General features: G+C 33.3%; 9 protein-coding genes and 1 CRISPR repeat array (1 of these 10 running past the window's edge). Of the genes, 6 read left to right on the top strand and 3 right to left on the bottom strand.

The window, feature by feature from the left end:
• A CRISPR array of direct repeats spans positions 1 to 705; the repeat unit is 36 nt; unit sequence AATATCGTGTTTTCTAATCTTTAATCAAACCACAAC (it extends 452 nt beyond the left edge of the window).
• Between the two features lie 97 nt (positions 706 to 802).
• Positions 803 to 5,479, bottom strand: a complete 4,677-nt coding sequence (cas9, locus tag C3L50_RS00120; protein WP_103803851.1) for a type II CRISPR RNA-guided endonuclease Cas9 — start codon at positions 5,477 to 5,479, stop codon at positions 803 to 805.
• A 415-nt stretch (positions 5,480 to 5,894) separates the two neighbouring features.
• On the opposite strand from cas9, the gene C3L50_RS00125 reads away from it, so the two are divergent.
• The 5 genes from C3L50_RS00125 (at position 5,895) to chrA (ending at position 10,654) form a co-directional block, all read left to right on the top strand.
• The gene (locus C3L50_RS00125) at positions 5,895 to 6,275 is read left to right on the top strand and encodes an HU family DNA-binding protein (protein ID WP_103803853.1); all 381 of its coding nucleotides are present in this window, start codon (positions 5,895 to 5,897) and stop codon (positions 6,273 to 6,275) included.
• A gap of 260 nt (positions 6,276 to 6,535) precedes the next feature.
• Positions 6,536 to 8,191, top strand: coding sequence for a sensor histidine kinase (locus C3L50_RS00130; RefSeq protein WP_133158828.1), 1,656 nt, complete (start codon positions 6,536 to 6,538; stop codon positions 8,189 to 8,191).
• Complete coding sequence (locus C3L50_RS00135; protein WP_103803857.1) at positions 8,188 to 8,820, top strand: response regulator; 633 nt, start codon at positions 8,188 to 8,190, stop codon at positions 8,818 to 8,820. The genes C3L50_RS00130 and C3L50_RS00135 overlap by 4 nt, the downstream gene beginning before the upstream one ends.
• Positions 8,821 to 8,935: 115 nt before the next feature.
• The gene (locus C3L50_RS00140; protein ID WP_243400305.1) at positions 8,936 to 9,259 is read left to right on the top strand and encodes a hypothetical protein; all 324 of its coding nucleotides are present in this window, start codon (positions 8,936 to 8,938) and stop codon (positions 9,257 to 9,259) included.
• 264 nt (positions 9,260 to 9,523) lie between these two features.
• Positions 9,524 to 10,654: a chromate efflux transporter gene (gene chrA, locus C3L50_RS00145; RefSeq protein ID WP_103803859.1), complete on the top strand. Its 1,131-nt coding sequence runs from the start codon at positions 9,524 to 9,526 to the stop codon at positions 10,652 to 10,654.
• Between the two features lie 19 nt (positions 10,655 to 10,673).
• On the opposite strand, the gene C3L50_RS00150 is transcribed toward chrA, so the two are convergent.
• A complete protein-coding gene (locus C3L50_RS00150; RefSeq protein ID WP_103803861.1) occupies positions 10,674 to 12,242 on the bottom strand; it encodes an NAD(P)/FAD-dependent oxidoreductase in 1,569 nt (522 codons plus the stop codon).
• Positions 12,243 to 12,365: 123 nt separating this feature from the next.
• Here C3L50_RS00150 and C3L50_RS00155 point away from each other — a divergent pair, with 123 nt between their 5' ends.
• The gene (locus C3L50_RS00155; RefSeq protein WP_103803863.1) at positions 12,366 to 12,605 is read left to right on the top strand and encodes a hypothetical protein; all 240 of its coding nucleotides are present in this window, start codon (positions 12,366 to 12,368) and stop codon (positions 12,603 to 12,605) included.
• A gap of 72 nt (positions 12,606 to 12,677) precedes the next feature.
• Here the strand turns inward: C3L50_RS00155 and C3L50_RS00160 are convergent, their stop codons facing one another.
• Entirely contained in the window at positions 12,678 to 14,873 is a 2,196-nt protein-coding gene (locus tag C3L50_RS00160) for a RecQ family ATP-dependent DNA helicase (RefSeq protein ID WP_103803865.1), read from the bottom strand.
• Between the last annotated feature and the right edge of the window lie 85 nt (positions 14,874 to 14,958).

Here is a 14,958-nt window from a genome sequence, read left to right on the forward strand (position 1 = left end):
ATTGATTTGCAATATCGTGTTTTCTAATCTTTAATCAAACCACAACGGTACGAAAGGATAATTTAAACAATGTTGAAATATCGTGTTTTCTAATCTTTAATCAAACCACAACAGTATTTATTTCATTTGTGATTAATGACAAAATATCGTGTTTTCTAATCTTTAATCAAACCACAACTTTACCTACAATTTTATTTGAAGCACCTCTAATATCGTGTTTTCTAATCTTTAATCAAACCACAACTGCAACCATTGCAGTATGTGAATTAGCTTTAATATCGTGTTTTCTAATCTTTAATCAAACCACAACAGAAACTCTTTTGTCGCATTTTTTAGATGAAATATCGTGTTTTCTAATCTTTAATCAAACCACAACACGTCGATTTTATGAAGTTTAGAGAAAAGAATATCGTGTTTTCTAATCTTTAATCAAACCACAACGCTAATACTAAGCACCGTTTCGGCTTTATTAATATCGTGTTTTCTAATCTTTAATCAAACCACAACTTTATCTTTTTGCCATTTAATTTCAATTTTAATATCGTGTTTTCTAATCTTTAATCAAACCACAACTCCTAAAGTAGTGTATATCTCTACATACATAATATCGTGTTTTCTAATCTTTAATCAAACCACAACTGGTCGTCATTACAGTAAACTGTTGATACAAATATCGTGTTTTCTAATCTTTAATCAAACCACAACTGAAAGCTACTGCATCCCTGCTGGGCGGATGCCATACCTTTCAGTTGTGGTTTGAGATGTTTAAGAGTTAGAACGAAATGTCAAAGAACATTCAAATTTACAACTTTTCAATTTTACCAGTAAATGAAATTCTAACTTTTATTGGATTCATTTCTTGATACTTTTTCATACTCGCTATTCTAACTTCCTCCATTTTATTTGTGACAGTTGACGCGAGATGGTGTCTAAATGAATAATCTCCATCTGAAATTTTCTGAACTCGATACAAATAATTACTTAAAAAAGTAAAGTCTTGTTTATTATCATTGAACTCATCATTAGAAAGTCCTAACAAAAACATATCGTTTTCCTGAAAAGTTAACACAAGTTCTTTAGGAGCTGGTTTACCAATTTCTATTTCAGGTAGTTTATAGATTTCATCTTTTTGTTTAACTCTTTCTACTACTTTCCAAAAATTAGTAATATCATCTTTCAACTCCTCATTTTCGTCTTTATAGATTACTATATGATGATTGTTTCTTGGGTTTACATATTGTTTTACTTTTGATTTTAATTGCTGTGCATTACTCATTTCCTCACTAACTCTAACTTTTTTTATTGGAACGGGTTCACCATTTTTATTAGGTAAAGTATAAAGCAATTTAATTTTAGTATGCAATGCTTCAATATTTTCTTTAAGCTCCTTTTCCTCTATTTCTGTGTTTTTTGGTGATTTTAATTGTTTTGAAAGTTGTTCAATTTCTTTATACAAAGGAATTTCTGCTTTTCTTGCCTTTATAATTATTTCTTTAACCTTAATATCAACAATCTTTTCTATTTGTTTATCCGTTTTTAAACTATCAATAGATTTTCTGATATGAAATCCACTATCTCCATTAGGTGGTGTCCTGTTCCCATACAGATTTTCTTTGTGCAGCTGCCCTCTCACAGCCATACCTACACTTTTAAAAGTTTGTCCGTTTTTGGTAATCTTCTTGGTGATTTTTGTTAGGATGTTTTTGTTTTGTTTGTGTGAGATTAGAATACTATTGATGACATTTTTGGCATCGGTATGAAATCCATTCCAAGGTTCTGGAAAATCTAAATGCTCTTTTTCGTGTTCATTCCCTCTTTTCTTGTTTTCAGTTGAGGCATTTTGTTTACTCAACCGCTGGAAAAAGGATTCTTTTGTTAAAGCAATAACTAAAGCATCAATGGCGTGATGGCGATGGTCTTCACGGTTTTTGATTGGGTCAAATTTTATTTCACCAGTATATTTATCAACCCAAGTTGTCCCTTCAACTATTGTTTGTCCTTCTTCGAGAACTGGCTTGGTAGTTTTAACTGGCGAAAATTCAGTTACTTCAGAAACGATGTCAAACAAAACATAATATTTCCCTTTGCCTTCTTCCATTTCAAAATGATGTTGATTGTCCATATCCGAAACAAATGTATTTTCATCATTTGTAGTGCCTTGAATCAAAATTTGATTTTCTTTTACAAGCGGTCTTTCGTTTAATGCTTTTTCAAACGAAACCTTTTCAAAATCTACATCTATGATAAGCCAATACTTTCCATCTTCTAATTCTGCTTCACATTCATAAATATAGGAAGAAAAAAGACCTTCTTTTACTTCTCCAAATAGAAGAATTTGCTTTCCGTTTTTCTTGGGTTGCTCTTCTTTAACTGGTTTTTTAAAATCCTTATTAGTTATTGAAAATGTAGCCCAATAAGTTCCGTTTTCCTTGCCAGTAGTATTTATGGCATTCAATCCATCATTTTTGAATTTATCCTTTTCAATCTTACCTCTTAAAACTATTTCATTTTCCAAAGTGCTTGGTTTGTCTCTAAATACTTGAAGAATATTTTTTGGATTAGACAAAACTAGTTTTGCCCAATAATCGCCATTTGCTAAATCTGGTGCATCTACCTGAAATTTAACATACTGCTCTTTCGATTTAAAAACTCCCTTTTCAATACTTCCAGACAAAAGTGTTTCATTTTCATTTGTTGTTGGTCTGTCATAATAAATTCGTTGTGACAAAACAGGCTTTTTATCATTGTCTAAAACTACATAGTGCTGTATATGTTTATTTTCTTCAATATGTAAATTTGGAATATCCACCGTCATAATAGGCTGTAAAATATTATTCAACCCCCAAAGTCGACGCAATTCGGCTGTTAAACTTCCTGGCATTACACGAACATCAGAACAAACTTGAGATAAGATTTCGCTCGTTTTTTTACTTATATAACGAGTGTCATTTAATTGTCGTTGGATAAAATCGTTGGTTTCAAATTTTGTTTTCGACACAAATCGCTTTGCTTTTGGGTAGGGCAAAACTTTAAAAACACGTCGTTCAATTTCTTCCCACGATTTTGCACCTCCCCAAAGATTTGGATCTTTATTAATTTCATAAAAATCGTGAGGAGTTCTATTTCCTTTTAAACCATTAAATTCTGAATCACACAATGTTTTATTTGCAAAACTATCATCTAAAGAGATTGATTTTGGGATGATATGCTCGATTTGAAATTTATTTTTACCTCCTAATAAATCCGATATGTTTATTGTTTTGTTTGTATAAGGACAAATAGAAATTGGCATTTCTTGATACAAAAGTACTCTTTGAATGTTCTCTCTACTTTGTCGCAAACCAAATTCAATCAATAATTCTTTTGCCTTTTCGTTTTTCTTGTCATTTTCTCTAATCTTATACCCTAATTCTTCTCGTTTCGTTTTACTATTCTTTAAATCCCGCCCAAGTTCAACTCTAATTTGATCAAACTTTCCTTGCTGAGCAATCAATTCATTTACAAGGCGTTTAGTTTCATTTACTCCTTGTTGCACAATTGGATTTCTCAAATTTTGAACAGTATCAATTTTATCTTTTAGTTTTACTTGAACTACCTCTTGACTATGGTGATACAGTTTTTTAAATCGAACATCATCTTCAATAAATCCATATTTATTTTCAATCAAATAGACTTTTATTTTCTCAATTGCTTCTCCTTCTTTGTTTGACTTTTGGTGATTTATTTTGAGCAAATCTTTCTCTAATTCAATATGGTCATTTTTATATAATTCCCATTTTTTGCCAAAAGCATTTCTAACTCCAGCTAATATAACAGCATCGCTTAAACGCAATCCCATTTTCAGATAGGGCAAGATATTTTTTATGGCTTTCAGAGAAACACTTGAATAATCTTCTTTTATATTTACTTTTTCGATTTTTTCAATTATTGCTTCATTTAAAACATAATCTATTTTAGACTCTTTAATAAGTTTTTCTATACCTCTAATTAACTTATCATTGTCTTCACAAAAATGAAATAAATGCCAAATACGCTCATATCCATATTCTGTTTTTTCTTCCTCGTTTACGGTTATAGAAAATTCTTTTTCAAGTATCGATTTTGGAAATAAAGCGTTCAAATGTTTTGTTGTATAATTACCTATAACTGGAGCATCGTCTTCATAATTAAACGTTTCATATTCTAATTTCAATTTCTTTTTTATCTCTATAAAATCAAATTTCTTGTCTCTTGAGTTTATTAATTCCAACACTTGCAAACGCTGTGATTCCTCCAATCGTTGTTTCTTACCGTATTCAATGTTATTGATATATTGTAAAGCTCGATATTCTTCATATAAAGGATGTGATATGTGGCAAGGTGTTTTACCCTTTTGTATAAACTTCCCATTTTCATCTTTCAAATCTGGCTCAAATCTGCATTTAGCTAAAAGTCCTTTTTGAGAACGTAAAGATCTTTGCCAAAACAAAACACTATCATTACTTTTAAATTTCAAGACTCCCTCCTCATCTTTATCTATTCTACCCGCCAAGAATTCTTTTAAAGGAAGTTTGGTTTTAATTTTAAGTAAATATTTCTGCTTATCATTTTTTGACAATTCATCATTCAACTCAACTACTTCAACATTGTTTTCTCCTTTTATCTTTTTGAGATGTTCGATTTTACTATTATTTCTTTTGTTTTTTAAACCGCCTTTTAGCAAAACTTTTTTCTCATTTAAGTATTCAATGGTTTCAAGACCTAAATTCGCAGCTTGCCTATTCCAAATTGTTTCGAATTCAGCCACATACATATCACGCAACGTATATCTTGAACGAACTCGCAATTCATTACCATTTTCATCTTGAATTACTTTAAAAGGTTCTCCATCCTTTGGCAAAATATCGAACAAATATTTTCCTAATGTAGAATTTTGTAATTCTTTTTGAGTATCCTCAATACCTTTAACACCGTCTTTTCCTTTATAAATCTTCCCATCATCTTTTCCTTTACGATTGCTCAAAAAACCTCTTCTTTGAATTAAATGATACAACACTCTACCAAATTCTTGTAGAGTTAAATCTTCATTTAATGCTTTATCTCTTAATAAATAGGGATTTTGCTTCAACCACAAACAATAAGAATGATTTTCAGGCAAATGAATTTCAGGAGCCATTCGTACTTCCTTCTTTTTTTGTTTATCCCATTTACTCCAAATATCTAGTTCCTCATTTTTAAGAGGACACATATTGAGATTAATAAGAGTTCTTAATAATTTTATCTTTCTTAACCTTTTACGATAAAAACCACGTCGTTGTTGGCGACTATTACGCCTACTCGCATTTTTACTTTCTTCTTTATCTCCTGTTCCAATAGTTTTTGCAACAACTCCTTCAGGAAAAATTCGCACTCCAGAATCAATTATTTTTTTATCAACATCATCCACAATCGCCCACCCAATCGAGTTTGTCCCTAAATCCAATCCTAATATTTTTGCCATACCAATCTATATTTTTTAAGAATTTCTAAAAATACGCAGAAAATAATTAACTGTTTTACGGTTTTCCTCATTCCAACTAAAGTTTTTTTTGTATATATTTGTAAACGATTAAAATTTCTAATCTTTAATCTTATCACAATAAGGCTATATGCCGTAGATGTAAAATCTTTAGTCCTGCTTCGGTGGGACTTTTTGTTTTTATAAAACAGCTAAAAATAGTTTACTACACCAACCGATCAAGATAAACTTGGCTTAATTAAAAGTGTGCAAAGCTCCTCAATCAATTTTACCGCGGTAACATACTAAACTTACCGCAGTAAATTACATAATCTACTGCGGTAAGTTAGGCGGCTTGTCAAATAAAATCGCTAACTTTGAAAAGATTATTTTTTTAAACCACCAAAACAATATAGCTATGGCTGTAAGCATCACTCCTATTGGAAAAAAAAGCCCTATAAATCCAGAACTTCCTATGTTGTATTATCCTAAAGTAACCAAAACAGGAGAAATAGAACTAGACGAACTAGCGGCACTAGCTGCCTATAATACAACAGTAACTCAAACAGATTGCTATGCCGTAATTATTAGTTTGGTAGATGTCATTTGTCAATCGTTAGAGGAAGGCAAAATTGTAAGGGCTGGGCATTTAGGTTCCTTCCAAATTAGTGTAAAAGGAACTCCGAGTATAATGCCTAATGAGGTTTCACCAAAAAATATAAAAAGTTCCTCGGTTACTTTTAGACCAGGAAAGAAGTTTAAATCGATGCTAGCCACACTAAAATTCGTTCGAAAATAATAATTCTATACTCTTTAATGATTCAGTAATCAAATTTCTAATCTTTAATGGTATCACAATAAGGCTATATGCCGTTGATAAAAATACTTAGTCCTGCTTCGGTGGGACTTTTTTTTTGTAATTTGCAATTTTCAACTACTTTTGGATTCGTAGTTACGGTTTAGATATTGGAATTCATCTGCAGTAAAAACTAACAATCTCTAAAGTAGGGTTGCAAAAAATGAAACACTTTTTATATTAATATTTTAAAATAGATTTTAGTGAGCATTAAAACTTCAATACTAATTATAATTAATAGTTTAATCGCATTTGTAATTGTGGTATTGGCTTTTTCTTCATACAAAGAGTTTTCAAACGTTTTAAACGACCGTATTTTACAGCAATTAAACTCTATTAAAACACTCAAAAAAAACCAGATTGAACATTTAATCCAATCGGAATGGCAAAAGTTTGAGTCTTCTGAATTGTACAACCAAAATAGCGATAGTATCCCATTTATACTACCAGATAGCATAAAAAAAATTAATGGAATTCACGATTTTACAAGGTATCATCCTAACAAAAAAACAACTATTGGTTTTATTTTAAATACTAAAAAAGGGGCGTTGATTAAAATTTTAGAGTATAACAAAATAAAAAACATACTCTTTGAACGCACAGGAATGGGAAGTAGTGGCGAATCCTATCTTGTGGGTAGCGATTATCGACTCCGTTCTGAATCTCGTTTTTATCCTAATACAATTCCTTACACCCTATCTGTAAAAGCAGAAAATGCAATAAAGGCCTTTAAAGGCAAAGATGTCTTTAATATTCGCAAGGATTATCGAGGTATCGAGGTATATGGTGTGTCAAGTCGTATTGAAATTAAAAACTTAAAAATGGCAATTCTATCTGAAATAGATGTTGACGAAGTTACTTTGCCCTTAAAAAATTTAAAAGAAAGACTGGCGGGCTTGACTTTTGGTATTTTTTTATTAGCCGTTATGCTCTCTCTTTTTCTTACCAGAATCATCACCAATCCGATAAAAAATATGCAAAAAAGTCTTAAAATTATGGCGGAAGGCGATTATAACCAAACCAATGATTTTATAAAAAACTCTACTGAAATAAAGGAAATGTTTGATGCTTTAGCCAATTTGAAAGCTTCTCTACAAGGTGCCATAAAATTCTCAGATGACATTGGCAAAATGAATTTAACCACCGACTATCAACTCAAAAGCACCAATGACCTCCTAGGAAAAAGCCTTTTGGCGATGCGGGATAAACTGATAGAATTTAGGAATAACGAAGAAAATACTAGAATACTATCACAACGGATGTTAGTAAACGGTATGGAAAACGAAAGAAGAAGGTTGTCTCGTGAGCTCCACGATAGTGTAGGACCCTATTTAACCTCTTTGAAACACTATATTGAGAATAAAGTGGAAAATGAAAAGATAAAAAAAGAAATGAAAAAAATAGTTGATGATACCATTGCAGAAATCAGATTGATGTCAAATGCATTGATGCCTGCTGCTATAGATGATTTTGGAATTGGAGTTACGCTAACTAACTTTATCGAAAATATCAAAAAATCAACAACAGTAACTATTGTATATGAAGATTTGACGAAGCAAGAGAACTCCAACATTACAAACCATCAAGCAATTAATCTTTTTAGAATTAGCCAAGAGCTAATTAATAATTCATTAAAACACTCTAATGCAAAAAACATCCGAATTACACTTTCAGAATTTGATGAATTTATGTCACTTTTTTATTTTGATGACGGTATTGGTTTTGATGTTACTACTATCAAATTAGGTTTAGGAATTAGTAACATCAAAGAACGTGTAGCGATTTGTAATGGCAAAGTCACAATCAATGCAGCAGCCGGAAATACAACCTTTGAAATTGAATTACCCATAGAATCATGAACGAAATCAAATTAATAATAGCTGATGACCATAAGCTTTTTAGAGAAGGACTTGAAGGACTACTAAAAAAACATGATAACATAAAAATAATTAAAAGTGTTGCCGATGGTGATGAGTTTATTGATATTGTAAAAAACCAATTGGTGGCAGATATTGTATTACTAGACATTACTATGCCCAATAGAGATGGTTTTCAAGTTTTGAAAGAATTAAAAACCTTGAATTCTACTATAAAACCTATTGTAATTTCTATGTACGATGACGGAAATTATATCGCAAAATGCGCCAAGTTGGGAGCCTACGGCTACTTATTAAAAAACACAGACGAATCCGAATTAATCCTTGCAATAAAAACGGTTAGTAAAGGAAAGAAATATTTTAGTCCTGAAATTTCTGAAAAAATGATCAACTTTATGTCAACGCAAAGCATCAGTGAAAATGTTTTATCAAATAAGGAAACCGAAGTTTTAGGATTACTATCGAAAGGATTGACTACTAATGAAATTGCTGCAAAACTATATGTTAGTTCACGAACAATAGAAACCCATCGAGCCAATATCCTAAAAAAGTTAGAAGTGAAAAATACCGCCGAACTTATTAAAAAAGCAGCAGAAATGAATTTGATTTAATGCTCTCAAAACAAAAAGCATCCGTATTTATACGGATACAAATAGCGTAGATTCACATAATCCTAATTTTCTATTACCGTATGTAATTTTGTAAAAAATCATAAAAGTAATAGTCATGAAAACAATAGCCTTAATTTTCGCAGTTTTAGGATTTTCATTTAGCTCAATTGCGCAAGAAGAAAGTAATGTAAAAAAGAATGATTTAAAGGGGCCAGCCTATAAAAATTATAAAGTTTGGATGGATAAATCTGAGCCGTTAAAATTATATTCTGAGAACAATAAAAAACCTTTAACTGGACCAGCTTATAAAAATCAGCAAGTTTCGAATGATTCTTCCAAAAAAGACCTAGTCGAGGTTAAAATTTCTGGTGGTGAAAGACAAAAACTAACAGGTCCAGCCTATAAAAACTACGGACCTTGGAGTAGAAGTACAAAGTAATCATTAAAAGTTTTATGAGGTGATGAAACAGCCAACATATCTTAAATATCAAAATATTTTAGTCCTGCTTCGGTGGGACTTTTTTTTGTTTTAAAGAAAAACTAAAATAGTTTCTGATAGTTACTGAAAATTAATAATTTTATCGAATCGATTTCCAATCAAAGAAAACCATTGTGTGGTCAAATGCAATTCTCTACTAAAAATACTTAAAAAATAATTCAACGGAAGTAGCAATTTGGTCTGTGGACAAAAACTTAATAAACAATGGAGAATAAAGCGGCCATTAAAGACATCGCAAAACTTTTTCTAAAATTAGGAATTATTGGTTTTGGTGGTCCTGCTGCCCATATTGCCATGATGCAAGACGAAGTGGTAAGCAAAAGAAAATGGCTAACCGAACAACATTTTCTGGACTTAATAGGTGCTACAAATCTAATTCCAGGTCCCAATAGTACCGAAATGGCGATTCATATTGGGTACGAAAAAGGCGGATGGAAAGGGCTAATTGTCGCTGGGCTTTGCTTCATTCTTCCAGCGGTTTTTATTACGGGATTTTTTGCTTGGGGTTACAAACAATACGGACAACTTCCAGAAGTACAACCCTTTGTTTACGGAATAAAACCAGCGATTATTGCCATTATATTGGGCGCTATTTTTCCTTTGGCTAAAAAATCTTTAAAATCAACCGAACTTATACTTATCGGAATAACCGTTTTAGCGGGATCCTTACTCCACTTCAGCGAAATTTACTTGATGTTTGGTGCTGGATTTTTCGCTTTGCTATTGGCCTATTTGAGAGACAAGGAACAAAAAAACTTAAGTAGTTTTCTACCCTTGACTTTTATACCAATAAGCAATACAACTCTAATTTCGGCAACCAATGCTAATCTGTTTTGGATTTTTCTGAAAATTGGTGCTATTCTTTACGGAAGCGGTTATGTTTTATTTGCCTTCTTAGACACCGAATTAGTTGCAACAGGACTTTTAACACGACACCAACTGATAGACGCTATTGCGGTTGGGCAGTTCACACCCGGCCCAGTTTTTTCGTCAGTAACATTTATTGGCTATCAAATTAATGGTTTGACGGGAGCCATCGTTTCAACAATTGCCATTTTTCTACCTTCTTTTGTATTTGTTGCCTTGCTCAACCCCATTGTAAAGAAAATGCGAAATTCTAAACTATTCTCAGCATTTTTGGATGCAGTAAATGTAGCTTCGGTAGCCATTATTCTAGCTATTTGTTTCGATATGGGTAAAGAAACCATAACAGATTGGCGAACCATTAGCATCGCGATTTTAAGCATTGCAACAGCCTTTGGATACCAGAAAATAAATAGTGCTGTTATTGTTTTGGGCGGTTCACTTATGGGTTATTTATTGACTCTTTTATAACCAAACACGATAAAGAAATCTACAAAGTAGCCTTCAAAACTTCCCCAATTTTCAACGCACATTTTTCACCATCAATAGCGGCCGAGATAATTCCGCCAGCATAACCTGCACCTTCTCCACAAGGATACAAGCCTTTTATTTGAAGGTGCTCTAAAGTTTCGGCATCTCTAGGAATGCGCACTGGCGAAGAAGTCCTTGATTCTGGTGCGTGAAGAACGGCTTCGTTGGTCAAAAAACCACGCATTGATTTTCCGAATTCAACAAAACCTTCTCTTAATATTTGGGTGAGGAATCCAGGAAAAACCTCCCCCATTTCTACCGAAGTCGTTCCTGGAACATAAGAAGTTTTTGGAATATTAGAAGACACTTTATTTTGAGTAAAATCGACCATTTTTTGGGCAGGAACTTTCTGCGTCTCTCCAGCCAAATGCCAAGCTTTCTGTTCGATGCTTTTTTGGAATTCCATTCCAGCCAAAGCACCAAATTTTGCAAATGGCTTGAAATCTTCGAGTTTCAATTCAACCACAATTCCAGAATTGGCGGTAGCTTGATCCCTTTTGGATGGCGACCAACCGTTTGTAACGACTTCGCCAGGACTGGTAGCGCAAGGTGCAATCACACCACCTGGACACATACAAAAAGAATACATTCCCCTTCCTCCTACTTGCTTCACAATAGAATAAGGCGATGGCGGCAAATGCTGTCCTCGATAATCGCAACTGTATTGGATACTATCAATTAACGACTGCGGATGTTCGGCTCGAACGCCCAAGGCAAAAGCTTTAGCCTCTATAAAAATTTGTTTTCTGTCCAATAATTCAAAAACATCACGAGCAGAATGTCCTGTTGCCAAAATTATTTTGTTGGCAAGAATCGTGTCGCCGTTTTTGGTCACGATGCCTTGCACTTCATTATTTTTAATGAGAATATCGGTCAATCGAGTTTCGAAAAGAACCATTCCTCCCATTTCGATGATTTTCTCCCGCATATCTTGGATGATTTGCGGTAATTTATTGGTTCCAATGTGTGGATGGGCATCGACCAAAATATCAGGTGAAGCCCCGTAAGCGACAAACAATTCCAAAATTCGAGTAACATCGCCACGTTTTTTGGAACGGGTATATAATTTTCCGTCCGAATAGGTTCCTGCTCCACCTTCGCCAAAACAATAATTGGAATCTTCATCTACGATATGATCTCTATTGATGGCTTTCAAATCGCGACGACGACCTCGAACATCTTTTCCACGCTCGATTACTATCGGTTTCAAACCTAACTCTATCAATTGCAAAGCGGCAAACAATCCCGCAGGACCAGCTCCTACAACAATTACTTCTAGTGCATTAGCAACATTCTTATATTCCGGTAACTCAATTTTAGCTTCTTGAATAGTTTCGCCAACTAAATAAATAGTGACTTTCAAATTGAATTTCACCGCTTTTTGGCGAGCATCAATCGAACGTTTTAAAATGGAAATATGTTGGATTTCTTTAACATCCACCCGAATTAATTTGGCTATGTGTTGTTTGAGCAACAATTCGTTTGTAGCTGTTTCTGGCGATGTTTGAAAGAGAAGTTCTTGTGGCATTGTAAATTAATAGTTATTGAATAGCAATAACGAAATGCAAAAATACTACTTTGATGTGAACTTTACTTATTGAATTTAAATCCATTTTCAATTTGTATTTTTACAGTCTAAAAACATCCAAAAATGTCCAGACAAATAAAACTAATATGGGATTTTCGTGGCCCAACTTCGGCAAAAACTGCTGAACATCACGAAATTCATTTGAAAGAATATATAATTGCAGAGAAATTAACGCCAAACATTACGGGTTTTCAAATCATAAATGAAATGTATGCAACAGCTTTTATGGTCGTTACTGATGAAACGATGATTCAAGTACGCGATGCCTTGAAACCACATCGTGGAGAGGTTTTTGAAGGTTAAAATCCAATAAAAAAATTCCAAATTCCAACTTAGAAGATTGGTATTTGGAATTTAAAAAATTGGAATTTATTTCTAATTCGCTACTTCGCTCATAAATTTGATACGCATCAGACGTAATTCATCAATATCATAATCGCCGTCAAATTCTTTTAGAGCTTCCTCTATATTATCGGAATGGGATTCCATAAAATAATCGTGAATTTCTTCTTGTTGATCATCGTCCAGCATTTCATCAATCCAATACTTGATATTTAATTTGGTTCCTGAATTGACTATTTGCTCCATTTCAGTAATCAAGGCTTCCATTGTCAACCCTTTGGCAGAAGCAATATCATTGAGCGGTAATTTTCTATCAATATTTTGAATAATATATAATTTATTGATCGAATTGGCTCCTGTGGATTTTACAACCAAATCTTCGGGACGAATAATATCATTGTCATCCACATATTGACTGATTAAAGCAATGAATTCCTTGCCATATTTCTTAGCTTTTCCTTCACCAACTCCGTGTGTGTTGATCAATTCATCCATTGAAATGGGATATTTCAAAGCCATATCTTCGAGTGAAGGGTCTTGAAAAACCACAAATGGAGGAACTCCTAGTTTTTTGGCTACTTTTTTACGTAAGTCACGCAACATTCCCATTAAAACTTCATCGGCAACTCCAGAGCCTTTTGCAGCAGTTACGATAGCTTCATCCTCAGATTCGTTGTATTCATGATCTTCAGACATCATGAAGGACTCAGGTTTTTTGATAAAATCCAATCCTTTTTGAGTGATTTTTATCACTCCGTATGTCTCAATATCTTTAGATAATAATCCATCAACCAAAACTTGACGCAATAAGGCCATCCAGTATTTTTCGTCGTGATCTGTCCCAGAGCCAAAAAAGGATTGAACATCAGTTCTATGCGCTTTTATAATAGCATTTACGCGTCCGATGAGGGTAAAAACAACTTCTTTAGATTTATAAATGTGTTTGGTATCACGAACTACTTCGAGCAATTTGACCACTTGATCTTTAGCTTCGACCTTCACTTTTGGATTGCGAACATTGTCGTCCATATCGCCACCTTCTCCAGTTTCAGTATCAAACTCTTCACCAAAATAATGAAGTAAAAACTTTCTTCGAGACATAGAAGTTTCGGCATAAGCTACAACTTCCTGCAATAAAGCAAAACCAATTTCTTGTTCGGCAACAGGTTTTCCTGACAAGAATTTTTCTAATTTCTCGACATCTTTATAAGAGTAATATGCCAAGCAATGCCCTTCGCCACCATCACGTCCAGCACGACCTGTTTCTTGATAATAACTTTCTAATGATTTTGGAATATCGTGGTGAATTACAAAACGCACATCGGGTTTGTCAATTCCCATCCCGAAAGCGATGGTTGCCACCACAACATCTACATCTTCCATAAGAAACATATCTTGATGTTTGGCTCTTGTTTTAGCATCTAATCCAGCGTGATAAGGAACGGCACTTATTCCATTTACTTGCAAAACTTCGGCAATAGCTTCTACTTTTTTGCGACTTAAGCAATAAATAATTCCTGATTTCCCTTTGTGTAATTTGATAAACCGAATGATATCCGCTTCAATATTTTTGGTTTTGGTACGAACTTCGTAATATAAATTAGGTCTATTGAAAGAAGCCTTATAAGTTGTTGCATCGACCGTATCTAAATTTTTCAAGATATCTTCTTGAACTTTTGGAGTTGCTGTTGCAGTAAGACCTATAATAGGAACGTTACCCAATTGCTTGATAATATGTTTTAGATTTCGGTATTCAGGTCTAAAATCATGTCCCCATTCAGAGATGCAATGTGCCTCGTCAATAGCAACAAATGAAATTGGCACATTTTGTAAAAAAGCTACATATTCTTCCTTAGTCAAGGATTCGGGAGCTACATACAAAAGCTTGGTCAATCCTGAAGTAATATCGGTTTTGACTTGAGCAATTTCGGTTTTAGTGAGTGAGGAATTTAATACATGAGCAACGCCATTTTCTGAAGATAAACTTCTAATAGCATCTACTTGATTCTTCATTAAGGCAATTAAAGGAGAAACAACGATTGCTGTTCCTTCTTGAACTAAAGCAGGCAATTGATAACAAAGCGATTTGCCTCCGCCCGTAGGCATAATCACGAAAGTGTTTTCTTTATTGAGAATACTTTTGATAACTTGCTCCTGTAAACCTTTGAATTGGCTGAAGCCAAAATACTTCTTTAATTCTCTGTGGATGTCAATTTCGTTTGAATTCATTCTTTATTAATGGTATTTTATCTAAATTTGCGTTTCATAAAGATACTAATTTCTTTCATACATACAAATTTTATAAAATTCTATT

The sequence above is a fragment of the Flavobacterium alvei genome (genome assembly GCF_002920895.1).
Lineage (GTDB): Bacteria > Bacteroidota > Bacteroidia > Flavobacteriales > Flavobacteriaceae > Flavobacterium > Flavobacterium alvei.

Bases quoted from the DNA above. Each gene is read 5' to 3' on its own strand.
- C3L50_RS00150 (WP_103803861.1), bottom strand. From the start codon at position 12,242: ATGCCACAAGAACTTCTCTTTCAAACATCGCCAGAAACAGCTACAAAC.
- C3L50_RS00160 (WP_103803865.1), bottom strand. From the start codon at position 14,873: ATGAATTCAAACGAAATTGACATCCACAGAGAATTAAAGAAGTATTTT.
- chrA (WP_103803859.1), top strand. From the start codon at position 9,524: ATGGAGAATAAAGCGGCCATTAAAGACATCGCAAAACTTTTTCTAAAA.
- C3L50_RS00135 (WP_103803857.1), top strand. From the start codon at position 8,188: ATGAACGAAATCAAATTAATAATAGCTGATGACCATAAGCTTTTTAGA.
- C3L50_RS00140 (WP_243400305.1), top strand. From the start codon at position 8,936: ATGAAAACAATAGCCTTAATTTTCGCAGTTTTAGGATTTTCATTTAGC.
- C3L50_RS00125 (WP_103803853.1), top strand. From the start codon at position 5,895: ATGGCTGTAAGCATCACTCCTATTGGAAAAAAAAGCCCTATAAATCCA.
- cas9 (WP_103803851.1), bottom strand. From the start codon at position 5,479: ATGGCAAAAATATTAGGATTGGATTTAGGGACAAACTCGATTGGGTGG.
- C3L50_RS00155 (WP_103803863.1), top strand. From the start codon at position 12,366: ATGTCCAGACAAATAAAACTAATATGGGATTTTCGTGGCCCAACTTCG.